This is a genomic window from Pseudomonas sp. TH08 (genome assembly GCF_016651275.1).
Classification (GTDB): domain Bacteria; phylum Pseudomonadota; class Gammaproteobacteria; order Pseudomonadales; family Pseudomonadaceae; genus Aquipseudomonas.
In genome coordinates this window covers 147,073-171,744 of record NZ_JAEKEE010000004.1, presented here as the reverse complement: position 1 = coordinate 171,744, position 24,672 = coordinate 147,073, and the positions used below count along the sequence as shown (strand labels likewise).

Sequence of the window (24,672 nt, the reverse complement as noted above, 5' to 3'; positions counted from 1 at the left end):
TAAAGAGAAAACCCGGATGAAATCACGTAAAAACAGCGTCAAACCGATCGGCCTGAAAGACATCACCATCGTCGACGACGCCAAGATGCGCAAAGCCATTACGGCGGCGGCGCTCGGTAATGCCATGGAATGGTTCGACTTCGGGGTCTATGGCTTTGTGGCCTATGTGCTCGGCAAGGTGTTTTTCCCGGGCGCCGATCCGGGCACGCAAATGATCGCTGCACTGGCGACGTTCTCGGTGCCGTTCCTGATTCGACCTTTGGGCGGCCTGTTCTTCGGCGCTCTGGGTGACAAGTACGGGCGGCAGAAAGTCCTCGCCGCGACCATCGTGATCATGTCGCTCAGCACTTTTGCCATCGGCCTGATTCCCTCCTACGCCTCGATCGGCATCTGGGCGCCGATCCTGCTGTTACTGGCGAAAATGGCCCAGGGTTTCTCGGTCGGCGGCGAGTACACCGGTGCTTCGATCTTCGTCGCTGAATACGCGCCGGACCGCAAGCGTGGGTTCCTCGGCAGTTGGCTGGACTTCGGTTCGATTGCCGGTTTCGTTCTCGGTGCTGGCGTGGTGGTGTTGATTTCTACGACGCTGGGTGAAGCGAAATTCGAAGAATGGGGCTGGCGTCTGCCGTTTTTCCTCGCCCTGCCGCTGGGCATGATCGGCCTCTACCTGCGCCACGCGCTGGAAGAAACCCCGGCGTTCCAGCAACACGTCGAAAAACTCGAACAAGGTGATCGCGAAGGCCTCGCTGGCGGCCCGAAAGTGTCGTTCAAGGAAGTCGCAACCAAGCACTGGCGCAGCCTGATGACTTGCGTCGGCGTGGTGGCGGTGACCAACGTCACCTATTACATGCTGCTCACTTACATGCCGAGCTACCTGTCGCACAACCTGCATTACAGCGAAAACCGTGGCGTGCTGATCATCATCGCGATCATGGTCGGCATGCTGTTCGTGCAGCCTGCGATTGGCTTTATCAGCGACAAGATTGGCCGCAAACCCTTCATCGTCGTCGGCAGTATTGGCCTGTTCATCCTGGCCATTCCGGCGTTCATGCTGATCAATAGCGGCAAGATCGGCCTGATCTTCGCAGGCTTGCTGATGTTGGCCGTGTTGCTGAACTTCTTCATCGGCGTGATGGCCTCGACCTTGCCGGCAATGTTCCCCACGCACATCCGCTACAGCGCCTTGGCCGCGGCCTTCAACATTTCGGTGCTGATTGCCGGTTTGACCCCGACTGTCGTCGCCTGGTTGGTGGAAAGCACCAACGACCTGTACATGCCGGCGTATTACCTGATGGTGATTGCCGTGGTCGGGCTGGTCACTGGCGTGACCATGAAAGAAACCGCGAACAAACCACTGCGAGGCGCGGCGCCAGCGGCTTCTGACCTCGAGGAAGCCAAAGAGCTGCTGCAAGAGCATCACGACAACATCGAGCAGAAGATCGAAGACATCGACGCTGAAATTGCTGAGCTGGAAGCCAAGCGCAAAAATCTGGTGCAACAACACCCGCGAATCAACGAGTAATCAATCCACCACCTTGTGGCGAGGGAGCTTGCTCCCGCTGGAGTGCGCAGCAGTCCTGCTTTTTAGGGGCCGCTACGCGTCCAGCGGGAGCAAGCTCCCTCGCCACACAGTCATTCGGCGTTTTCTAGCCTGTTTGTCCATTCATGGTCCGGGTGCAGTTGCGCCAGATGTCGAGCCAACCAATGCCGATCTTCGCAAGGCAGATTCGGCAAGGCGAGACTGAAATCCGCTTGATCCTTGGGCCGGGTATGTTTGGCCTTGAACAGCAGAATGGCCGCAGGTTTCAGATACGGAATACCTGTGGCACTCAGGACGACCATTTCCGCACGCGGGTAAACCAGCGACGTGTCTCTTTTGTAAACCCAGATGTCCGACGTGCCGGACTCCAGCATCACGTCCACACGCCAGACATTGGCAACGACATCGAAACCCCAGACCTGAAATATCTCCTCGCCGGGCATCCGCTCTGCCGACAGAAACTCAAACGTGCCGTCTCTGACGGTGTAGAACTGCAAGGGCGACAGCGCTTGTCTGAACAGCAGGAAATCATCACGCAGGACGGTGAACTCCAGATCACCGTGATCGCGAGTCTGTCTGCCCAGCCACAGATCCAGCGCCCATCCGCCCACCACGCTCCAGGGGCGTGAAATTTGTTTCAGGCGTTGCGCCAATTCATCGGGCGTCCACGGTTGCCATGCTTGCTGATCCGGTACTTTCATGTGCTCTGCTCCTTGTTAAGCGCATCCGGCCGCCATGGTGCCATGAGTTTCATCGCGCACCTGCCCCGGGATTTTTATCAGCTAGCCTTGATTGCTGATCGTCATCAAGGAGCTGTCATGTTCAAGTTCATCAAAACCACCGTGATCGGCGGACTGCTGTTTATTCTGCCGTTGGTGCTGATCTTCGTCCTGATCGAGAAAGCCATTCACCTGCTGCGCGGGCCGGTGCAAAAGTTGCTGCCGATGTTCGAAGGTCATGATGTGGCGGGCGTGACAGTGGTGACGCTAGCCACGCTGGTGGGCCTGATCGTCCTGTGTTTTCTTGCCGGCCTTCTGGCCAAGACCTCGGCGGCGGCCCGGGCGATTGAAGCCACCGAAGACAAAGTGCTGAGCAATTTGCCGGGTTATCAGTTGCTCAAGGACACCACGGCGCGGTTTGCCGGCATGGAGCACGCCGAGGGGACGAAGGTCGGCATGATCGCCGAAGAGCAAGGCTGGCGCCTGTGTCTGGTGGTGGAGAGCGTCGGCGACTGGATGACGGTGTACATGCCTGATGGCGGGACTGCCGGCGGCACGGCCGGGGAAGTTCGCTTGCTGCGCGCCTGCGAGGTGATCATGACCGACCTGTCATGGCTGAGCCTGGCGGCAGGATTGCGCCGGGGCGGACGGGGTTTGCTGGAGCAGATGCAACCGTGGTTGCCGAAAGCCTGACCTCTCGATGTTGAAGACCCCCGTGGCGAGGGAGCAAGCGCCCTCGCCACGGTTGATCACCTGTCCTTCGGCTCCGGCGCCAGGCTCAGAATGCCGTGACAGATCAGCCCCAGCACACTGCGCATATGCCCGGCATGCGCTTCTCGATCCGGCGCCGCTTCGGTCGCCAGTCGAATAAAGGCCATGTTCGCGTACTGGTTGAACAAGGTCGCAGCCACATCGATATCGACGGACTCGCGGACTTTGCCCAGTGCCTGAAAATGCACCAGCAACGCTTTGGTTTCTTCGATCACCGCCGCATTCCACGGGCTCAACGCCTGGGCCAGCTCACCGGTAAGCAGAAACGGCGCCAATTCGCGCCACAGTGACGCCGGCATGGCTTGCAGTTGGTAATCGGTCATCAGGCCTTCGAACTCGCACAACGCCTCAAGTGGATCGCTGTCGTCATCGAGATTGGCCCGCGCCTCGCGCATGGCCTGCTCGTCCGGTTGCTTGAGCAGTGCCAGCAGAATCTCCTGCTTGCCGCCGAAGTAGTTGGTCACCGTCGGCGCGGAAACCGCCGCTGCATTGGCAATTTGTTCAAGCGTGGTCGCGCCGAACCCGTTGCTGATAAACAGCTCAAGTGCTGCCTGCGCGATGACTTCCCTGCGCTGTTCCTTTTGCCGCTCTCTGAGTCCGCTCATGTCGTGCCTGCTGTGCCTTGCCAATGCCGGTCAGCCTACGGATATCTTTTTCCATCGACAAATATTTTCTTTACAAAAATATTTTTAGGTGACAAATATTAGCTGTGCACCGCTGGAATGAACGCACTCACTTGCCCAATTCTTTTGGAGATCAGTCATGTCCGCCGAACTCGATCCGACCCGCAGCACCCGTGATTTTCAAGCCGCCGATGGCGCTCACCACATTCACGCGTTTGTCGATCAGAAGGCCCTCAACGAAGAAGGTCCACGGGTGATGGTCAGCGGTGATCGCCTGGCGTTGTGGGACAACGACGGCAATCGGTATCTGGACGGCATGTCCGGCCTGTGGTGCACCAACCTCGGCTACGGGCGCAAGGATCTGGCCGCCGCCGCGACCGCGCAACTGGAGCAATTGCCCTACTACAACATGTTCTTCCACACCACCCACCCGAAGGTGATCGAGCTGTCCGAGCTGCTGTTCAGCCTGCTGCCGAAGCACTACAGCCACGCGATCTACACCAACTCGGGGTCCGAGGCCAACGAAGTGCTGATCCGCACCGTGCGCAAGTTCTGGCAGGTAATGGGCAAGCCCCAGAAGAAAATCATGATCGGCCGCTGGAATGGTTACCACGGCTCGACACTCGCGGCGACGGCGCTGGGCGGCATGAAGTTCATGCATGAGATGGGCGGCACCATTCCCGATGTGGCGCACATTGACGAGCCTTACTGGTTTGCCCACGAAGGCGACCTCAGCCCGGAAGAATTCGGCTTGCGTGCGGCGCGGCAATTGGAAGACAAGATTCTCGAACTGGGCGCCGACAAGGTCGCCGCTTTTGTCGCCGAACCGTTCCAGGGCGCGGGCGGCATGATCATTCCCCCGGCCACTTACTGGCCGGAGATTCAACGCATTTGCCGTAAATATGATGTTTTGATTTGCGCTGACGAAGTCATTGGCGGCTTTGGCCGCACCGGTGAGTGGTTTGCGCATCAGGCGTTCGGCTTTGAGCCCGACACTTTGTCGATCGCCAAGGGCCTCACTTCCGGTTACATCCCCATGGGCGGCTTGATCCTGTCGCGGCGCATGGCTGAAGCGCTGGTGGAAAAGGGTGGCGTGTTCGCTCACGGTCTGACCTATTCCGGACACCCGGTGGCCGCCGCGGTGGCGATCGCCAACCTTAAAGCCTTGCGTGATGAAGGTGTGGTCACTCAGGTGAAAACCGATACCGGGCCTTACCTGCAAAGCTGCCTGCGCGAGGTATTCGGCAATCATCCGCTGGTCGGTGAAATTCAGGGTGTCGGGCTGGTCGCGGCGCTGCAGTTCGCTGAAGACAAGGCGACCCGCAAGCGTTTTGCCAACGAGAACGACATTGCCTGGCGCTGCCGCACGATCGGCTTTGAAGAAGGTTTGATCATTCGCTCGACGTTGGGCCGGATGATCATGGCCCCTGCCCTGATCGCCAGCCGTGCGGAGCTTGATGAGCTGATCGACAAGACGCGCATTGCGGTGGATCGCACGGCCCGTGAGTACGGCGTGCTGTGATTGGCTGAAGGAATAGGGTGGCCGGACTACCGCCTTCGCGAGCAGGCTCGCTCCCACAATTGAAATGCGTTCCTCTGTGGGAGCGAGCCTGCTCGCGAAAGGGCTGCACGCGGTGTCAGGGCGGACAAAGATCAATCCCGTCGATTACTCCGCGCCCGGCTTGGTGTTAAATAGGCGCCAGTCTTAACCTTGTCGCTTGAAGCCGTGCAACGAGAACCGCTATGAACTCCCATTCCAGGAAAAACACCGTACGTCCAACGGCGGTGACCGCATGATCGAAGTTACCGAAGTTTCCATTGCCGACCTGCGCGCAGCGCTGGAGTCTGGTCAGACCACGTCGGTTGAACTGGTGCAGGCGTATCTCGCCCGCATCGATGCCTACGATGGCGCCGACACCCCAACGGCGCTGAATGCCGTGGTCGTGCGCAACCCCGAAGCGCTGAACGAAGCGCGGGCCGCCGACGCTCGCCGCGCCAAAGGCGAAACCCTGAGCGCGCTCGATGGCATTCCCTACACCGCCAAAGACAGTTATCTGGTCAAGGGCTTGACCGCTGCATCCGGCAGCCCGGCCTTCGTTGATCTGGTCGCCTATCGCGATGCCTTCACCATCGAACGCCTGCGCGGCGCCGGGGCGATTTGCCTGGGCAAGACCAACATGCCGCCGATGGCCAATGGCGGTATGCAGCGCGGTGTCTACGGTCGCGCCGAGAGCCCGTACAACGCCGACTACCTCACTGCGCCTTTCGCTTCCGGCTCGTCGAACGGTGCCGGCACCGCCACTGCCGCGAGTTTTGCCGCGTTCGGTCTGGCCGAAGAAACCTGGTCGAGCGGGCGTGGCCCGGCGTCGAACAATGGCTTGTGCGCCTACACCCCTTCGCGCGGCGTGATTTCGGTACGTGGCAACTGGCCGTTGACCCCGACCATGGATGTCGTCGTGCCATACGCCCGCACCATGGCCGACCTGCTCGAAGTCCTCGACATCGTCGTTGCCGAAGACCCGGACACCCGTGGCGACCTCTGGCGCCTGCAACCGTGGGTGCCGATCCCGAGCGTCAACGAGGTGCGCCCTGCCGCTTACGCTGATCTGGCCGCTGACGCCAAAGCGCTGGCCGGCAAGCGTTTCGCCGTCCCGCGCATGTTCATCAATGCCGACCCTGAAGCCGGCACCAGCGAAGCCCCGGGCATCGGTGGCCCGACCGGCCAGCGCATCAATACCCGTGCGTCGGTGATTGAGTTGTGGAAGCAGGCGCGTCAGGCCCTCGAAGCGGCCGGTGCCGAAGTCATCGAAACCGACTTCCCGTTGGTCTCCAACTGCGAAGGCGATCGTCCCGGCGCGCCGACTGTATTCACCCGTGGTCTGGTCTCGAAAGAGTTCCTTCACCATGAGTTATGGGACCTGACCGCATGGGCGTTCGACGATTTCCTGCAAGTCAACGGCGACCCGAAACTCAATCGTCTGGTCGACGTCGACGGGCCGAAAATCTTCCCCCACGAACCGGGTACGCTGCCTAACCGTGAGGGTGATCTGGTGGCGGGCATGGATGAATACGTGCGCATGGCCGAGCGCGGCATCACGCCGTGGAATGAAATCTCCACCGTGCCTGACGGCCTGCGCGGTTTGGAGCAGACCCGGCGCATCGACCTCGAAGACTGGATGGACTCGCTGGGCCTCGACGCCGTGCTGTTCCCGACCGTCGCCGACGTCGGCCCGGCGGACGCCGATGTAAACCCTGAGTCGGCCGACATCGCCTGGAGCAACGGTATATGGGTGGCCAACGGCAACCTGGCGATCCGTCACCTCGGCGTACCGACCGTTACCGTGCCGATGGGCGTGATGGCCGACATCGGCATGCCGGTCGGCCTGACCTTCGCCGGTCGCGCCTACGACGATTCGAGCCTGCTGCGTCTGGCCGCGGCGTTCGAGTCAACCGGCAACAAACGCCAAATCCCGCCCCGCACCCCACCACTGTCGTAACGGCGATATCAATGTAGGAGCTGCGGCACGCTGCGATCTTTTGATCCAGATCTTTAAAATCATAAGATCGCAGCGTGCCGCAGCTCCTACACGGATTGGTGTTCGGCACAGCACATAACCTCAATCCCTTCGCACAGAATCCACTGATCATCAGCGTCAACTCATTATGTTGGCCACCGACGATGACCGAATTCGCGACTGCGCGTTTCACCCTGTTATTGCTGCTCTGCGGGCTAACCGAAACGGCCGTCGCCGACGGCTTTTTCGACGATGCCAAAACCCAAGTGCTCACTCGCAACTTCTACCTCAGCAACGATTACCGCTCACCCTCGCCCACCGGAAAAAACTACAAACAGGAATGGGCGCAAGGGTTTATCGGCACTTTCTCATCCGGATTCACCCCGGGAACTGTCGGGTTTGGTATTGATGCCCACGCCTTTGCCGGCTTGAAACTCGATGGTGGCAAAGGTCACTCCGGCACAGGCCTGTTGCCGGTCGACAGCGATGGCCGCAGCGCCAGCAACTATTCCAGTGCCGGCGGTGCCTTGAAACTGAAGGCCTCGCGCAGCACGTTGGCGTTTGGCGAAATGACCGTGGAAACCCCGGTGTTCGACACCAGCGACAAACGCCTGCAACCGGAGTACGCCACGGGTTTTCTGCTGACCAGTCGGGAAATCGACAACCTCACGCTTCAGGCCGGGCATTTCACGGCGTTCAAGAACCAGAACAGTTCTTCCGGCAAGGGTGATTTCTACGGTTACGGCGCCAACATCGAGGCGGGCGCCATCAGTTTCCTCGGCGCCGACCTGCTCGGCGACAGTCCGTTGGGCGGTGCCGTCTATGCCTCCGAGTTGACGGACACCTGGCATCAGTACTACGGCAACCTGCACTTCAAGCAGTCAGGCGTGTTGCTCGACGCCAACCTCTATCACACCCGCGATACCGGCCGGGCGCTGGCCGGTGCTATCGACAACACCGCGTTCAGTCTGTCGGGCAAGTACGCCTTCGGACCACACGCGGTGATGCTCGGCTGGCAGCGGATCGACGGCGACACGCCTTTCGATTTCGTCGGCGGCGACTCGATCTACCTCGCCAACTCGATCAAATACGCCGACTTCAACGGCGCCGGCGAACGTTCGTGGCAAGCGCGCTACGACCTCGACCTCGGCGCGTTGGGTATTCCCGGTCTGAACTTCATGACCCGCTACGTCAGCGGCGATCACATCGACGGCACCCACGCGCCCAAGGGCGGCGCCTACAACCCGTTCGATGCCGACAGCGGTGAGTTCCAGCCGCAGCAAGGCAATGGCGGCAAGCACTGGGAGCGCGACCTTGATTTGAAATACGTCGTCCAGTCGGGCGCAGCGAAGGATTTGTCGGTGCAGGTGTCGCATGTTTCGCATCGGGCGAACAGCGCTCAGGCGGGCGATGACATCGACCGGATCTATGTGGTGATTCAGTACCCGCTGGGGTTCTGATTGCAGCCAGCCTTTTACTTTGGCATCGACTGGATGATCTCGGTCAGATCGTCTTTGGTTATTTCGTTGGCCTTGATCGCCGCCGCGATATCGCTTCGGGATAAGGGAAAGCGCTTGAAGACATCTTTCAGCGTGTCGGCGTCGATGGTTTCCAGCCACAGCGGATCAATCAGGGTGCCGCGATATTTGGGCTCCATCGTTACGGTCTCGTGCTCGATCGGACCCTTGTGATTGAAGTACACCAGATAACGGGTAAAGCCTTCCGGGTAGCTCTGATCTTCGTAGAGCGTGGTGCCCAACGGCAGCACGTAGCTGTGCTCATCACCGTTACGCCCGCCGATGAGCATGGGCTCCGTGGTTCTGATCATTGGCATGCCACGCGTCACTGAAGCGTAAGTGACCACGTAGTAAAGCCAGGCCAATGCGCCTGCATTCGCAGCTATCAGCAACGTGGAGCAAAGCACGATCAGTCGAGTGGTCTTTCTCAAGGAGGGGCACCGCCAGTCCATTGTCAGGGTGAGCGGATATTACAGGGCTGAAGGCTGTTGCAGATCAAAAGATCACAGCCTTCGGCGGTTGCTGGAGTGGATTCGAGAGGGTTACTGGTCCAGGGTCATGCCCGGGATGCTGTTGTCGCAGCTCAGGTATTGACCGCCACGCCGGGCCAGTTCGCCCTGCAGGCGCTGGCAACGTTCCCGCTCCTGTTGCGCCATGCGGTCGATGCTCAGGTTGCCGGTGGTTTGTGGCTGCTTGCCGTCACCCAGGCGCAGGGTCACGAACGGCTGTTCGGGCTGGATCTGAAAGCGGCTTTTCTCTTCGGCAGGTTCGCTCACGTCGGTTTTTGCCGGCGCCGGCAACTGATCGGTGCTAATACCGTAACGGCTCAGAATCGAGCTTTGAGGCAGGTCGGCCCAGGCATTGGCCGAACACAGCACCAAACCCATAAACCCGACATACCCCTTGAAACCTTTCACGTTTGAATCTCCTGTAATCAATGGTGGCTAGCGGTAGAACGTGTGGGCACGTGCTCGCTTTAGGCCGCATTTCCTGTTTTTGCAGGGCTTTGAGTCAGAGGATGGCCACCGAGTCACTTCGAATACCGATTTGTGGCGAGGGAGCTTGCTCCCGCTGGGATGCGTAGCGGCCACAAATATTTGTGAGCGCTGCGCACTCAAGCGGGAGCAAGCTCCCTCGCCACACGTTAGCGGTTGCTTCAGGCGATGACGATGCCGTCGGCGTTCAGGCTACCGAGCGAAACGCCAACCAACGTCACCGAGTCATGACCAAACGTCAGCACCGTGTCCTGCCCCACCGTTGAGGCATGGGAGCGGAAGTCGTCGTTGGGCAAAACACCCTGCACGCCAAGGAACACCAGTTTGTCGTTGGAGGTGAATCCGACCACCCGATCCTGCCCGAACGCGCCGTTGAACAGGAACGTATCGGCTCCCCCACCCGATTCCAGCAGGTCATTGCCGGCACCGCCGACAAACACGTCGTTGCCCGTGCCGCCAATCAAATGATCGTTGCCATCGAGGCCGAACAGCCAGTCGCCGCTGGCGTGGGCCTTGAGCGTGTCGGCGCCACTGCTGCCTTTGACGCTCGATTCATAGGCGGTGACGTTGTTGCCCACCTTCAAGCCGCTGGCCGTGACGCTGTGGGTGACTTCATCCTTGAACAGGCCCCAGAGGAAGCCCGGCTCCTTGGTGACAATACTGCCGATGTCACGGGTGATGCTGATTCCGCCTTTGGCATCGCGGACGTACAGATTGCCGGCACCGTCGTTGGCGAATTCGAACGTGTTCACCGACTGCTGCAAGTCGAGGGTGTTGCTGCCCTGCCCGCCAAGAATGACGTTGTAGCCGCCACTGTCGCGAAAGGTGTCGTTACCCGCGCGGCCTTCCAGATAGTCGTTGCCGCTGCCGCCCTGGATCAGATCGTTGCCGTCGCTGCCAATGATGAACGTGCTGCCCTTGTGGGGTTCCGCGTTGCGGTTGAGATCCTGCACCCAGGTGTTGGCACGCGCCGGGTCGGACAGGTTGGCCACGATGATTGTCGAATCGCGACTGGTGAGGTCGTAGAACTTCGATTCGATGACCCGATTCATGCCGTCACCGTAAGCGGTCGGCAAATGCGAAATCCATGTCGGGATATTGAGGATCGAATATGGCAGCAGATTCCACGCGGTCGATGCGTAGTGATCGTTGAAACTGACGATGTTGTCGGTGGTCGACGCATGCGGCGCGTCGTGCACGCCAACCGACGCGCCAGTGAAGGTCGAGCCGTCGAGGGCGCGGAACACCGGATCGTTTTCATAGCCGACGTTAAGCACTTTGTCGGTGCTGCTCTGGGTCGGTGAGGCGTAGGCAATGTAGTTGGAATCGGCAAAGAAACCGCCCCATTTGCCGCCGCTCAAATCCGCCATGCTATTGACTGCAAGGCCGCCGAGGCTGTGGCCGCTGACGAGGACATCCTTGCCGGTCAGGCCGTTGGCCTTGGCGAACGCGACCACATCATTGAGCAGATTGCCGAACGCTTCGCCGACGTAGTTCTTCGCGTAATCCTTGGGGCCGAACGCGGCGAGCAAGTCATTGATCACGTCGCCGATGGAATCGAGGATCAGGTTCTCACGCGGGCCGCTGGTGCCGCGAAAGGCAATGCCGATCTCCGTGAGGTGGCCCTGGGCGTCGTACTTGCCGAGAATCTCGACCTGAGCCGTGGTGTAACCGGCCTTCTCGCCAAAGAAGGTTCCGCGCGCGTCAGTCTTGCCGTCATAGCCCAGTTGCGAGGCGGTGATGGGTGTCCAACCGGCCTTTTTCACAGCGTCGAGCGCGAGTTTTTCCGAATCGGGGTTCCACGGAATGCCGGGGATGACGCCTTGGGAGTCGGTGCCCCCCAGCAAGGCCGTGACCAGTGTCGCGGGCAGGCCAATGCCGAAACCATTGTGCTGATAACCGGCGGCAAAGCCGTTATCGAGGTTGTGGTAGGAGTACAGCGTGATTGCCATGGCATCGCTGAACAGTGCCTTGGAATCAGCTGTAGTGAAGTTTTTGTAGTCATACACACCCATTGCTATTGCCTCTCTTTTGTTGGAATTGTCAGAGATAGCTCACAGCCAGGGCGCCCCACGGGGACGCCCCGGAGCATTTCAAAACTACTTGCTGCTTTTAACGGTGGGAGCGAGCCTGCTCGCGAAAGCGGTGTGTCAGCTACTAAAATACTGACTGACATGCCCTCTTCGCGAGCAGGCTCGCTCCCACATTGGATCTAGGCGAAGACGAAACTTGAATCCGACAGGTTAGTCACGCCAACCCCGACCAGGGTCACGGCATACTCGCCAATCTTCAGCACGGTGTCGTTGCCGGCCTGCGACGCATGTTGCTTGTAGTCGTAGCCCTGCCCCGCGCCTTCGACGCCCATGAACACCAGTTTGTCGCTGCCCTGATAGCCGTTGATGGCATCGAAGCCGAACGCGCCGCTGAACAGGAAGGTGTTGTTGCCACCCACTGCCGTCATCACGTCGTTGCCGGCGCCACCGACGAAGGTCACATGGCCCTTGTCGCTGATCAGTTGGTCATCGCCCCCCAGACCAAACAGCCAGTCACCGTCGGCCGTCGCGTGCAGCGCGTTGCCGTAGGCGTCGCCACTGAGTGAGTGGCTGTACTGGGTCAGTTCGTCGCCATTGGTCAGGCCTTTGGCGGTGACGTTCCAGGTGATCTCCTTGCTGCTCCACCACGAACCTGACTCCTTGCTCACGAGCGCGCCAATGTCGCGGGTCATGCTGATGCCGCCATAGGCGTCACGCACGTACAAGGTACCGTCACCGTCGTTGGCGAAGCTGAAGTTTTGCAACGGTTTCTGCAGTTCGAACGTGTTGTGGCCCTGGCCGCCGAGCAGGATGTTGAAACCGCCGTCATCACGGAAACGGTCATCGCCGCCGCGCCCTTCAAGGAAGTCGTTACCCGCCCCGCCCTTGAGCCAGTCGTTGCTGTCGGTGCCGATAATGAAGGTGCTGCCGGTGTGCGGTTCGCCGCTGCGGCCGAGGTCTTCGACCCAGGTTTTACCCCGCGATGCCTCTTCCAGGTTGGAGACGATGATCGTCGAGTCCTTGCTGGTGAGGTTGTAGAACTTCGAGTCGATGACTCGATTCAAGCCATCGGCATACCCGAGCGATCCATGCGCCGACCAGCTCAGCGGATTGATGATGCTGAACGGCACCAGGTTCTGCGCGGTGGACGCGTAATGGTCGTTGAAGTTGACGATGTTGTCGGTGGTCGACTCATGCGGCTTATCGTGTTTGCCCATCGATGCCGTGCTGAACGTGGTGCCGTCAAGCACACGGAAAACCGGATCGTTCTCGTAGCCGATGTTCAACACGTTGCTGCCGGTGCTGCTCTGGGTCGGCGATGCGAAGGCGATGTAGTTGGCGTCCTTGAAGAACCCGCCCCAGTTGCTGCCACTCAACTCGGCGACGCTGTTGACCCCTAGCCCGCCGAGGCTGTGGCCGCTGATCAGCACGTCTTTGGCGGCGATACCGTTGGCGATGGCAAATGCCGCGACAGACTTGAGCAGGTTGTCGAAAGCGTTTTTTGCGTAGTTGCTCGCGTAATCCGACGGCCCGATGGCGGCCAGCAGGTTGTTTTTCAAGTCGCCGAAGGTGTCGCTGAAACCCAACCCGCCGGTGCCGCGAAAGGCAACCCCGATACCGATCAACTTGCCGGCAGCATCATATTTGCCGAGCACTTCGGCTTCGGCGCTGGTGAAGCCTTCTTTCTCGCCGAAGAACGTGCCCTGCACGCCGACCTTGCCCTGATAGCCCAGCGCTGTCGCCGTGACGGGCTTCCAGCCGGTGGCCGGCAATGCCTGGCCGGTCGGCGTGTAGGCATACAACGTCAGTGCGATGGCGTCGCTGTACAACGCTTTGCCATCGGCATTTTTATAATCGAACAGTCCCATGTTGTGCTCTCTCTTCCTTCAAAACCGGCAGTTCTCTGCAGAACTGCCGGTACGCTTTAGCACTGCCAGTGCTGTTTAGAACTGCCAGTCGAGGGTCAGACCCACACCGTGATCCTTCTCGTTCGAGCCGATCAGGCCGTTGTAATCCAGGTTCACCCGCACATCGCGGTTGAGCGCCAGACCTGCGCGCACACCGACCACGGCGGCATCGCGATCCATCGACACACTCTGCACATTGAACGCGCTGTTGCCATTGGCAAAGGCCAGATGACTGTCAGCATCGACGCTGCTCAGGTTGTGCTGCCAGCCCAGGCTTGCGCCGAGTTCCAGCTGATGCTTGTCCGACAGGGCAAACGTGCGCTTGGCACGCACACCAAGCGTCGACAGCACCACGTCACGATTGTCCTCACCGCCCTTCAATGCAGCAGCATCACCCTTCTCGGTGAAACTGTCGGTGTTGAGGTGAACGTAAGACAGATTGGCGAACGGTTCCAGGTTCATCGGTTGCAAGCCCAGATCATAAGCCGCTTCGGTGAACAATTGCGCTGTGCTCGCATCGCGTTTGGTTTTCTGTTTGCCGCTGACGTCGCCGAATTGCAGGTCACGTTTTGCATCGATACGGTGCCAGCTGTAAGCGCCACCCACGGTCAGACGCAGTGCTTCGATTTGATGACCCAGGTACGCACCCAAGTGGTAGCTGTCGACCGACGCCGACGAATGCGTGCCACTGCCCATGCTCAATGAACTGTCGCTATAACCTGTAACGAAACCGAGGCGCGTATCTTCAGCAATCAAGCCATCGACACCGGCCAGCAATCCACCGATGGAGCTGGTGGAATCGGCATTTTTGTTGCCGCCATCGCTGGTGCCCCACGAACCAAGCACCTTGACCCAGGCGTTGCTGCGATCGTCAGTCGGGGCATTGGCGTTGAACAGATCGCGCTCACGCAGACGCTCGCCGACGGCCTCGCGCAGGTAACGGCTGTCGTTGATCAACAGCGTGCCAATGGCCGGGTGAATCTCGCCGGACAGTTGCTGGAACGCCTGTTGCGCCGAGGCGGCGTTGGGTGACAGCAGCAGCGTCTCGAACAGCGCATTGCCTGCGCCCAGACGCTCTGCGGCTGCACCGACGGCACGCTGATTCGGCGTCAGGCCAACGCTGGCAAACGAGGCGCCATTACGCCCGACGTCCAGTTGCACACCACTCGCTGAATACGCCAGGGTGCCGCCGAGGAACGCATAGTCGGGCAGTACCTGACCGAATTGCCCTTGAATGCCGCCCGCCGCCTGGAGGATGTTGAACTGCGTGCCAAGCAGGCTTTTTACCTCGGTGGTGGTCAACAGCGTCGGGCTGTTTTCCAGCGACAGGCTCACCGTGGCTCCGTCGATCACCGCCTTGCCACCGGCGACAATCTTGTCGCTGGACGTCGGCGAGACTTCGACCGCGTAGGTCGAACCCGGCTCGAAGGTCACGTCGCCTGCGACATTCAGGGTGCCGATGGAATTGCCCGGCGCCACGGTACCGCCGTTTTTCACCGACAGTGCGCCGATGCGGCCGTTACCGCCAAGGATGCCGCTGTCATTGACCGTCACCGCTGACGCCAGCGAGCCGTTGATGGCCAAACGGCCCTGATTGACCAGCGTCGGACCGCTGTAGGAGTTATTACCGGTCATCACCAGGGTACCGATGCCCTGCTTGGTCAAGCCGCCATGGCCGGAAATGTCGTTGCGCCAAGTGTCGAGGCCGCAGGTGATGTCGTTGCACACGCGTTCGGTCGGTTTGCCCTGATCGATGATCGCGCCGATGCCCGGCAAGTCCGCGACGAACTGGCCGGAACCGTAGGCACCGTCGATGCGGAACTCTTCAGGTATGTCCTTCTCGGTGACGAACATCGCCGGCCCGTCGATGCCTTTGCGCAGGTTGATCATGCCCCAGCCGTACAACGCGTCGATGCCCGGCGCGCCGAGGTCGGTAGCGGTCGTACGCAAGACCGTGGCGACTTGATCGCCGGTCATGTATGGGAAGCGCTCCATCAGCACGGCCATTGAGCCGGCCACGTGCGGCGCCGCCATTGAGGTGCCGTTGTAATTTTTGTAGCCCGTGGTCAGGTTGTCGGCGTTGGTGCCTTCGATGATCGAGCTGTAGATTTTCGTGCCGGGGGCCGAGACGCAGAAACTCGCGGTGTAGCCGCAACGCGACGAGAAAGTGCTGATGATGTACGGATTGGCGCTGGTCAGATCCGGGTTCTGCTGCAGTGCGGCAACGGTGATCCAGTTCGGCGCGATGTCCGGGACGAAATAGCCGAGACCGGCGATGGCGTCCGGGTTGTTGAGGTTGTAGTCGTTGCCCGCAGCGAAAATCGTCACGATGCCACTGCGCGCAGCGGCAATCGCGCCGTCATAGGCGCCGCCTGGCTTGGTGCCGAGCAGTGTGCGGATTTCGTTGAACTGCAATTGCGCGTCGTTGACGGTGAAGTGCGGGTACGCCGGGTTGCGGCCGCCGAGGTCGAAACGGTCGGTGATGCCGATGCCCCAGCTGTTGTTGATGATCCGTGCGCCGCTGGCGATCAGTGCATCCCAACCGGCCTTGTACACCGCGCCGTCGTTGCCGCGGACGATACCGTCTTCCGGGCCCGGATCACCGTTGTCGGCGCTGATGATCTGCGCGCCGAAAGCCACGCCATGCATCGGCCCGCCGTCACGACTGCCGGCTGCGATACCGCCAACGTGGGTGCCGTGCGCGCCGAGTTTGCCGTCGGAGCCGACCGAGGGCGAACCGTCATAACGGAACGCATCGCCGGCCTTCACCGGGATATACGGGTCGGTGTATTCGCGAATGCCGCTGGTGACCAGGGTGATGACTTTATTGCTGCCCGAGAACTCTGGATGCGCGGCGTAGACCGGTTGGTCGAAGATGCCGAGTTTTACGCCTTTACCGGTGTAGCCGGCGGCGTATGCGTGATCGGCACCGATGGTGCCCAGGCCCCAGTCAGCCTGAAACTCGGCACTGCGCCAACTCGACGGATCGCCCGTGCGACCGTTCTCCACGTAGGGCGCGGCATGGACTGTGCCGATGGCACAGAGCACGGCGAGCGTGAGGGTTTTCAGGGCAAAACGGCCACCCGTTTGCGCGGGGGTTTTATTGTTATTCATCCAGCGACCTTCCTTAGTGATGTTGCGAAAAAATCCGTCTCTCTCAAACCGTTACGCTTACCTGTGGCGAGGGGATTTATCCCCGTTGGGTCGCGAAGCGGCCCCAGTAATCTTCAGACAAATCAAGTCGTCTGGATTTACGTCTGCTGCGCAGCCGGACGGGGATAAATCCCCTCGCCACGGGTATGTGAGCAGCCGTGAATCCGTGGTTCAGAACTGCCAGTTCAGGCTCAGCCCGACGCCATGGCTTTTCTCGCGATTGGCCAGTTGTCCGTTGTAATCGAGGTTCACCCGTACATCCTTGCTCAGCGCCAGGCTCGCCTGCACACCGAGCAACGCGGCATCGCGCACCAGTGGCGAACTCTCAACGCTGTATGGCGTACCGCCGCTGGCAAAACGCAGGTGCTGTTCGGAGTCAATGTCGCTGAGGCTGTGCTGCCAGCCGAGGTGGCCGCTCACATCCAGTGATTGTTGCGTCGACAAGTTGAAAGTCTTGATCGCCCGCACACCCAGAGTGCTCAGTACGGCGTCGCGCTGATCGCCTGAGCTTTTCAGTGCGGCAGCATCGCCCTTCTCGGTGAAACCTTCAGTGTCGAGGTGCACGTAGGCCAGATTGGCGAACGGTTCCAGTGCGAGCGGTTGTAAATGCAGTCGATAGGCCGCTTCACCAAACACTTGAGTTGTGGTCGCATCGACCTTGGCTTTCTGCTTGGCACTGACCTCGCCGTACTGCAAATCGCGTTTCACATCGGCGCGGTGCCAGCTGTAAGTCGCGCCGGTGCTCAAGCGCCAAGCGCCGATTTCATGACCGGCGTAGGCGCCGAGGTGATAGCTGTCGACCTTGGCCGAGGAATGCGTGCCCGAGCCCATGCTCAGCGAACTGTCGCTGTAACCGGTGAGCAGACCGATGCGCGTCTGCTCGTCCAGCGCACCGTCAACACCGGCCAACAGGCCACCAATCGAGGTGCTGTAACCGGCCGTATCATGACTCGAATCGGTCGTGCCCCAGGCGCCGAGTGCTTTGACCCAGCCGTTGCTTTGCGCCGCGGAGGCATCGTGCAAACGCTCGCCCACGGCATCGCGCAATTGGCGGCTGTCGTTGATCAGCACCGAACCCAGCGCCGGATAAATCTCACCGCTCAGTTGCTCAAAAGCTTGTTGCGCAGAAGCCACGTTCGCCGACAGCAACAGACTTTCGTAAACCGAATTGCCGGCGCCCAAGCCTTCAACCGCTGCGGCCACCGAGCGTTGATTCGGCGTTTGGCCGACGCTGGCGAACGTTGTCGCATTGCGTTCGATGTTGAGCTGAATGCCGTTGGCGGCGTAGTCGAGGCTGCCGCCGATGAACAGATAACTCGGCAGCACCGCGCCAAACCGGCCTTGAATACCTCCGGCCGCTTGCAGAATGTCGTATTGGTGACCGAGCAGACTTTGCGTTTGAGGCGCGCTGAGCAGGGTCGGGCTGTTTTCCAGCGACAGACTGACGGTTGCACCGCTGATGGTGGCGCTACCGCCGGCGACAATGCGGTCGCTGCTGGTGGGCGACAATTCCACGGCGTAAGTCGAGCCCGGCGCGAAAGTGACATCGCCGGCCACATTCAACGTGCCGATGGAGTTGCCCGGTGCCACGCGGCCGCCGCTGTTGGCGGTCAGCGCGGCAATGTGTCCGGAACCGCCAAGGGTACCGCTATCGTTGACGGTGACTGGTGAGGCCAGCGAACCGTTGACCGTGAGCAAGCCGCCGTTGATGGTGGTCGGGCCGCGATAGGTGTTTTCTCCGGTCAGTATCAAGTGCCCGGCACCGGATTTGATCAGGCTGCCTTGATACATCCGCCCTGCCGCTGCTGCATCTCGGGCCATCCCGACTGCGTAATCGGTTTGATCTTGTTGACTGGCGCCAGCCGCAACACCGTTCTGCCAGCCTTTGTCCTGCAGGGTTTGCTGCCAGGCGCTGTGTTCGGCGAGGTCTTCGTTCTGGCGCTGGATCAGCGCCTTGTCGGAGATGTCATTACTCCAGACATCGGCCTGCCCTGTGCCCAGATTGGCGTCAAACGCGCCGAGCAATTGCCCCGGCCCGCGCATCGCCCGGCTCAGATTGGCCACGCCCCAGCCGACTCGCTCCGTCGGCGCATCCGTCACCGAACCGTCGAGTTGTGTGGCGGTAGTCAACAGGGTTTCCAGCGCCTGCTGATTGTTCATGTACGGGTAGCGTTCCATCACCAGCGCCAGTGCGCCGGTTGCGTGCGGTGCCGACATCGACGTACCCGATTTGATCGCGTAACCACCGCCGGGAATGGTGCTGTCGATCTTCGCGCCAGGTGTGGTGATGCACCAATACTTGGCGATGCCGCATTGGTTGTACTTCTGCTGGTTGCTTTGATCGAGCCCCGACACGGCCAGCCAGTGGCCTTCGAGATCCGGCTGAAAGTACGGCAGCGCCGAGCGCACGCTAGCGTTCGGGTAACCGCTGTTGCCGGCACTGAAGACGTTGATCACCCCGCGACGCGAAACATCGGCAGCGGCGTCGAGCCAGGTGCCCTTGTTGAAATGCTGCGCGTAGGCAGCGTGGAGATCGGCGAGTGTTCGATAGCTGACATCCGGTGGCTGGCTGCCCCAACTGTTGTTGATCGCGCGCACGCCGGCATCGGCCAGCGCGTCGTACACCGCTTTGAAGTAGCGCGGATCGGGATTGGGGCCGAACAGAAAACTGTCGTTGTTGTTGGTGTTGCCGACGTAGATCTGCGCGTTGTACGCCACGCCGTGCATGCCGCTGCCATCGCGCGAGGCGCCCATGGTGCCGACCACGTGGGTGCCGTGGGAGTCGTTGTTGGGGTTGAGCGTGCCATCGACGTTGAACAGCGAGCCATCGACGTAACTGCCGTTGGCCAGCACCGGGTGATAACGCTCGGTGGCGAACTCGGGATGGGCTGAGTCGAAACCGGAGTCCAGCGCGCCGATTTTCACTCCTTTGCCGGTGATGCCGGCGGCATAGGCTTGATCGGCCTGCATGCGATTCAGGCCCCAGTCGCGCAGGTATTCGGCGCTGCGCCAACTGGCGGGATCACCGGGTTTACCGGACTCCAGGTATTGCGCCTGGGCCTGGGTTGTTGAAATCACAAGCAGCAGGGTACCGACCGAAATCGGCTTGATGCGTACGTCCATGTTCACCACTCACTTTTCTTATTGTAGTGCAGGAGCTGCCGTTAGCTGAGATCCGAAAAGACAGATCAAGAGATCGCAGCCTTCGGCAGCTCCTACAGGAGTTATCTGCTGCCGGAAATGTCACTGTCCCGCTTCATGTAGGAGCTGCCGAAGGCTGCGATCTTTTGATCCTGACCTCTGGTCAGCGGGTTTTCGGGCCTTGGCCGAACGCCTCGTCCACCCGAGCCAGATCCTGTTCGCTCAATGTGCCGGCGTAGTAATGCAATTTGGTCCACGCCATCAGATAGTCGTACCGCGCCTGCGCCAGATCGCGGCGGGTGGTGAACAGTTGCTGTTCGGCGTTCAACGCATCGAGGTTGGTTCGTTCACCGCCGAGAATGCTTTGCTTGGTCGACACCACCAGTGCTTCGGCGGACGTCAGTGCTTTCTGATAAGCACGCAACTTATTCACTCCCGACAGACAGGCGCTGAACTGGCGGCGCAGTTCGATCAGCGTCTCACGGGTTTTGCCATCCAGTTCGTACTCGGCCTGCTCCATGGTACGGCTGGCTTGACGCGTCGATGCGGACACGCCGCCGCCCGCGTACAGCGGCACGCTGACTTCGAGGCCGATCGTGTTGGTTTCGTAGCGCTGGTTGTAGGTGTTGCCGCTTTCCGATTCGTTCTGCCGCATTGACGCATAGGCGTTGATTTTCGGCAGATGCCCGGCTCGATTGCGTTCTACTTCATAACGCGCCACTTCTACGGCCTGGCGCTGCGAGGCGAGATTGGGGTTATTGCTGATCGCCATCTCGTGCCACGTGTCGAAGTTGGCGGGTTGTAAGGTAAACGTCTGGAAGTTCTGATCCAGCGGCAACAGATCGGTAATGTCTACGGCGGGAACGCCGACCAGTGCACCCAGTTCGCGCAACGCGGCGTCTTGTTCATTACGTGCCTCGATCTCCTCGGCTGTCGCCAATTCGTAGCGCGACTCGGCTTCAAGAATGTCGGTGCGGGTACCTTCGCCCTGTTTGAACATGTGCTCGTTCTGCTGGAACTGCTGTTCGTAAGCCTTTTTCTTCGCCTGCGCGATATCGATCTGATCCTGGGCAAACAACGCCTTGGTGTAGTTGTCGAGCACGCGCACCAACAACTCCTGGCTTTTGCCACGAAAGTTTTCATCGGCGAACAGTGATTGCGCCACGCCCTTGCGATACGCCGCGTAGGCCTCGTAGTCGAGCAAAGGTTGCTGCAGCGTCAGCGCCGAGCCGTAGCTGCTGTAGTTGCGGTCATCGGTACGATTGCGCGCGCGCTCATCCAGAGAGGTCGCTTTCGACGAGTTACGTCCCTTGTTGTAGGTGTAACCCAGCCGTGGCAGCAACCCGGCGCGGCCAATGGCGCGATTCTCAAGACCGGCATCGCGTTCCTTGATTGCCCCCAGGAACACCGGGTCATTGCGCAACGCCTGTTCGTAAATCTCGAACGGCCCCAGGGCCGCCACTGCTGAGTGACTCGCGAGCAGCATCATTGCCGCACCGAGCATCGAAAGCTTATTCATACAGCCGAACATCCTTATTCCTCGGTCAACGCGGAGCCGGCCCGGTCGAGCAGCGGTTTGAACAGATAGTTGAGGAGTGAACGTTCACCCGTGCGCACGAACATTTCTGCCGGCATACCAGGCTTGATCACCAGACCGTTGAGTTTCTCCATGGCCTGATCGCTGACGCTGCTGCGCAACACGTAGTACGGCACGCCGGTTTTCTCATCGACCATCTGGTCGGCGGAAATCAGGCTGACCTCGCCCGGTACGCGCGGGGTTTTGCTCTGGTTGAACGCGGTAAACAGAATGTCCACGGGCAGGTGCGTGCCAACCTTGTCGATCAGGTTGATCGGCAAGTGCCCTTCCACTTCCAGCGTGGTGCCTTGCGGCACAATTTCCAGCAGGGTTTCGCCCTGACGCACCACTGCGCCTTCAGTGTGCACGCCGAGATTGACCGCCACACCGTCGGCGGTGGCCATGATCTCGCTGTGCTGCAGGTCGAAACCGGCGGAGGTCAGTTGCTCGGAAAGGGTCACGCTTTTCAGCTGGGCATCGGCCAGTTGGGTTCGCACTTCCTTCTGGTATTCCTCGCTGTGCTGTTGCAGCTTCAGGCGCGATTCGAGGATGCCCTGCTCCACGCGCCCGCTTTCACCGGTGTTTTCTGCCAGTTGCTGTTGCACTTGCGACAGTTGGCGCTGGTATTCCATCAAACGGTTGCGCGGGATGTAACCGTTGTCGGCCAACGGTTGCAGGTTGCTCAACTGTTGTTGCAGCGAATCGGCCTGCGCATTCAAGTCGGTGCGCGCACGGCGCATGCCGGCCAGTTGCGCGGTGGCACCTTCGATGCTGGCGCGCAATCCGGCCTGTTCACGGTAGAACGCTTCGCGACGGCTGCTGAACAATTGGCGCTGGCCTTCGAGCACCATCGCCAGACGCGGGTCAGGATCGTTGCTCAATTCGGCCGGGAAAGTGACTTGTTTGAGGTTGTCGCGCTCGGCCTGCCAGCGTGCGAGGCTGGCCCAGGCCATGCGGTATTGTGCTTGCAGCGATTGCACGTCGGCCGCGACTTGCGTCTGATCGAGACGGAACAGCGGTTGCCCCTGCTTCACGATCTCGCCTTCGCGCACCAGAATCCGGCTGACCACGCCGCTGCTCATTGACTGCACAGCTTTGCGCTTGCCCGATACGACGACAGTGCCTTGCACCGGAATGCCCTGATCGAGCGGTGCCAATGCCGCCCAGGTGAAGAAGCTGCCGGCGCCGACGATGGCCAGAATCCAGCCCATGCGCGCGAAGAACTTCGCATCGCGCTCCGGGCGCTCGGTGATGTAGGCGTGTTCCATGTTCGCTTCGTTTTCAGTGTTCATGCTGGCGCTGCTCATACACCCGAATTCCTTGTCGTCGGCTGATACTGCCGGCTCATGCTGAGCCCGCCCGGTGCTTGTGCAGGTTTTTCACGCTGTTGTTCTTGCTGGCCGGAAAGTGCCTTGAGCACATCCTGGCTTGGGCCGAAGGCTTGCAAGCGACCGTCGTTGAGTACCAGCAATTTGTCGGCCTGGGCCAGCACCGAAGAACGGTGCGTGACCAGCACGACGGTGGTGCCCTGGGCCTTGAGCGCGGCAATGGCGCTGGCCAATGCCGCTTCACCAACGGTGTCGAGGTTGGAGTTCGGTTCATCCAGCACCACCAGGCTCGGCGTGCCGTACATGGCGCGCGCCAGGGCGACGCGCTGCTTCTGGCCACCGGACAAACCGCTGCCGTCCTCGCCCAGTTGCGTGTCGTAGCCTTGCGGCAAACGCAGGATCATTTCGTGCACACCGGCCTGTTGCGCGGCGGCCACGACTTTTTGCGGATCGGCTTCGCTGAAACGCGCGATGTTCTCGGCGATGCTGCCACTGAACAGCTCGATGTCTTGTGGCAAATAGCCGATGTAGGGACCGAGTTGGTCGCGGTTCCAACGGTGAATATCGGCGCCGTCCAGACGCACGATGCCGCCCAGCGTCGGCCAGACGCCCACCAGCACACGGGCCAGGGTCGACTTGCCGGAGCCCGAAGCCCCCAGCACGCCCAGCACTTCACCCGCGCCCAGATTGAAATTGACCATGTGCAGCGTCGCCGCGCGTTGCCCCGGCGGGCCGGCGCTGACTTGTTCGAACGTGATCTGGCCTTTCGGCGCCGGCAGCGCCATGGCCTCGTCGCTTGGCGGGAAAGCTTGCAACAGCGCATCGAGACGGCGGTAAGCCAGCTTCGCCCCGCTCCACTGTTTCCACACGGCAATCAACTGGTCGATCGGGCTCAGTACACGGCCCATCAAAATCGAACCGGCGATCATCATGCCGGCGGTCATGTCGCCCTTGATCACTAGCAGCGCGCCAAGGCCCAGTACCAACGATTGCAGGCACAGGCGCAGGGTTTTACTCAGCGAACTGATCACCGCGCCGGTATCGCTGGCCTGATTCTGCAAGCCGAGAAAACGCGAGTGCACCTGGAACCAGCGCTTGCGCAGCGAACCGAGCATGCCCATGGCCTGAATGGTTTCGGCGTTGTGCAGATGACTGGTGGCCAACTGGCTGGACTTCTGCGAAAAACCGGCAGCATCGCCCAACGGCTTTTTGGTCATGTATTCGTTGAGGCACGCCAATGCGATCAGCAGCAATGCGCCTGCCGTCGCGAGGACGCCCAGCCAGACGTTGAACAGATAAATGACGAACAGGTAGACCGGGAACCACGGCGCATCGAAAAACGCGAACAGCGCAGGCCCGGTGACGAATTGGCGAATGTGCGTCAGGTCCCCCAACGATTGCCCGGCGTTGCCCTCGCCCTTGAACAGGTTGCGCTCGAACGCCGCTTGATAGACCCGCAGGTTGAAACGGCGCTCCAACTGGCTGCCAATGCGGATCACGATAAAGCTGCGGATCACTTCAAGCAGCCCGATGAAGGCGAAGAACCCGACCACCATCAGCGACAGCATCGCCAAGGTGGTTTCATTTTGCGACGACAGCACCCGGTCATAGACCTGGAGCATGTAGATGGAGGGCACCAGCATCAGTACGTTAATCAGTGCAGTAAAACAGCCGACACTGATCAGGATGCTTTTATAGTCACCCAAAGCCTTGAATAAGGGAGCGGTGGCTGGGGCCTTCGCCATCTTCATTGATTCTTCCTGAAAGTTATCCCGCCGACTGTTGGCGAGGCTTCAATTAATGATCGGCTTAACGCCGGAACTTGCTGTGTGGTTGATCGCTTACACTTTCATA

General features: G+C 60.3%; 16 protein-coding genes. 5 read left to right on the top strand and 11 right to left on the bottom strand.

The features are described from left to right. Positions 1 to 16: 16 nt before the first annotated feature. A complete protein-coding gene (proP, locus tag JFT91_RS17975; RefSeq protein ID WP_201225729.1) occupies positions 17 to 1,522 on the top strand; it encodes a glycine betaine/L-proline transporter ProP in 1,506 nt (501 codons plus the stop codon). A gap of 110 nt (positions 1,523 to 1,632) precedes the next feature. Here the strand turns inward: proP and JFT91_RS17970 are convergent, their stop codons facing one another. Next, on the bottom strand, positions 1,633 to 2,241 hold the full coding sequence (locus JFT91_RS17970) for a nucleotidyltransferase domain-containing protein (protein ID WP_201233356.1): 609 nt from the start codon (positions 2,239 to 2,241) through the stop codon (positions 1,633 to 1,635). Between the two features lie 117 nt (positions 2,242 to 2,358). On the opposite strand from JFT91_RS17970, the gene JFT91_RS17965 reads away from it, so the two are divergent. Next, positions 2,359 to 2,952 (top strand): DUF502 domain-containing protein, encoded by a 594-nt coding sequence (locus JFT91_RS17965; protein WP_201203580.1) that lies wholly within the window; start codon positions 2,359 to 2,361, stop codon positions 2,950 to 2,952. Positions 2,953 to 3,008: 56 nt separating this feature from the next. On the opposite strand, the gene JFT91_RS17960 is transcribed toward JFT91_RS17965, so the two are convergent. Beyond that, positions 3,009 to 3,635, bottom strand: coding sequence for a TetR/AcrR family transcriptional regulator (locus JFT91_RS17960; RefSeq protein WP_201203579.1), 627 nt, complete (start codon positions 3,633 to 3,635; stop codon positions 3,009 to 3,011). 157 nt (positions 3,636 to 3,792) lie between these two features. On the opposite strand from JFT91_RS17960, the gene JFT91_RS17955 reads away from it, so the two are divergent. From JFT91_RS17955 to JFT91_RS17945, 3 genes are all read left to right on the top strand, one after another. Beyond that, entirely contained in the window at positions 3,793 to 5,175 is a 1,383-nt protein-coding gene (locus JFT91_RS17955; protein WP_201233355.1) for an aspartate aminotransferase family protein, read from the top strand. A gap of 271 nt (positions 5,176 to 5,446) precedes the next feature. After that, positions 5,447 to 7,150, top strand: coding sequence for an amidase (locus JFT91_RS17950; RefSeq protein ID WP_201233353.1), 1,704 nt, complete (start codon positions 5,447 to 5,449; stop codon positions 7,148 to 7,150). Between the two features lie 182 nt (positions 7,151 to 7,332). Next, positions 7,333 to 8,628: an OprD family porin gene (locus JFT91_RS17945; RefSeq protein ID WP_201234010.1), complete on the top strand. Its 1,296-nt coding sequence runs from the start codon at positions 7,333 to 7,335 to the stop codon at positions 8,626 to 8,628. 14 nt (positions 8,629 to 8,642) lie between these two features. Here JFT91_RS17945 and JFT91_RS17940 read toward each other — a convergent pair whose 3' ends face one another. The 9 genes from JFT91_RS17940 to JFT91_RS17900 all read right to left on the bottom strand — a co-directional run bounded on the left by JFT91_RS17940 (position 8,643) and on the right by JFT91_RS17900 (position 24,569). Beyond that, positions 8,643 to 9,116, bottom strand: a complete 474-nt coding sequence (locus tag JFT91_RS17940) for a hypothetical protein (protein ID WP_201233352.1) — start codon at positions 9,114 to 9,116, stop codon at positions 8,643 to 8,645. 111 nt (positions 9,117 to 9,227) lie between these two features. Next, the gene (locus JFT91_RS17935; protein ID WP_201233351.1) at positions 9,228 to 9,602 is read right to left on the bottom strand and encodes a hypothetical protein; all 375 of its coding nucleotides are present in this window, start codon (positions 9,600 to 9,602) and stop codon (positions 9,228 to 9,230) included. A 239-nt stretch (positions 9,603 to 9,841) separates the two neighbouring features. Further along, positions 9,842 to 11,695 carry a polyurethane esterase gene (locus tag JFT91_RS17930; protein ID WP_201233349.1) on the bottom strand — a complete coding sequence of 618 codons (1,854 nt, stop codon included), beginning with the start codon at positions 11,693 to 11,695 and terminating at the stop codon, positions 9,842 to 9,844. Positions 11,696 to 11,892: 197 nt separating this feature from the next. Continuing rightward, positions 11,893 to 13,581: a polyurethane esterase gene (locus tag JFT91_RS17925; RefSeq protein WP_201233348.1), complete on the bottom strand. Its 1,689-nt coding sequence runs from the start codon at positions 13,579 to 13,581 to the stop codon at positions 11,893 to 11,895. Positions 13,582 to 13,656: 75 nt separating this feature from the next. Beyond that, positions 13,657 to 16,734, bottom strand: a complete 3,078-nt coding sequence (locus JFT91_RS17920) for an autotransporter serine protease (protein WP_201233346.1) — start codon at positions 16,732 to 16,734, stop codon at positions 13,657 to 13,659. 210 nt (positions 16,735 to 16,944) lie between these two features. Continuing rightward, positions 16,945 to 19,896 (bottom strand): autotransporter serine peptidase EprS, encoded by a 2,952-nt coding sequence (gene eprS / locus JFT91_RS17915; protein ID WP_201233344.1) that lies wholly within the window; start codon positions 19,894 to 19,896, stop codon positions 16,945 to 16,947. Between the two features lie 181 nt (positions 19,897 to 20,077). Further along, positions 20,078 to 21,445 carry a TolC family outer membrane protein gene (locus JFT91_RS17910; RefSeq protein ID WP_201233342.1) on the bottom strand — a complete coding sequence of 456 codons (1,368 nt, stop codon included), beginning with the start codon at positions 21,443 to 21,445 and terminating at the stop codon, positions 20,078 to 20,080. A 2-nt stretch (positions 21,446 to 21,447) separates the two neighbouring features. Continuing rightward, positions 21,448 to 22,797, bottom strand: coding sequence for an HlyD family type I secretion periplasmic adaptor subunit (locus tag JFT91_RS17905; protein ID WP_201225652.1), 1,350 nt, complete (start codon positions 22,795 to 22,797; stop codon positions 21,448 to 21,450). After that, positions 22,794 to 24,569, bottom strand: coding sequence for a type I secretion system permease/ATPase (locus JFT91_RS17900; protein ID WP_201233341.1), 1,776 nt, complete (start codon positions 24,567 to 24,569; stop codon positions 22,794 to 22,796). Before JFT91_RS17900 ends, JFT91_RS17905 begins: the two co-directional genes overlap by 4 nt. Positions 24,570 to 24,672 lie beyond the last annotated feature (103 nt).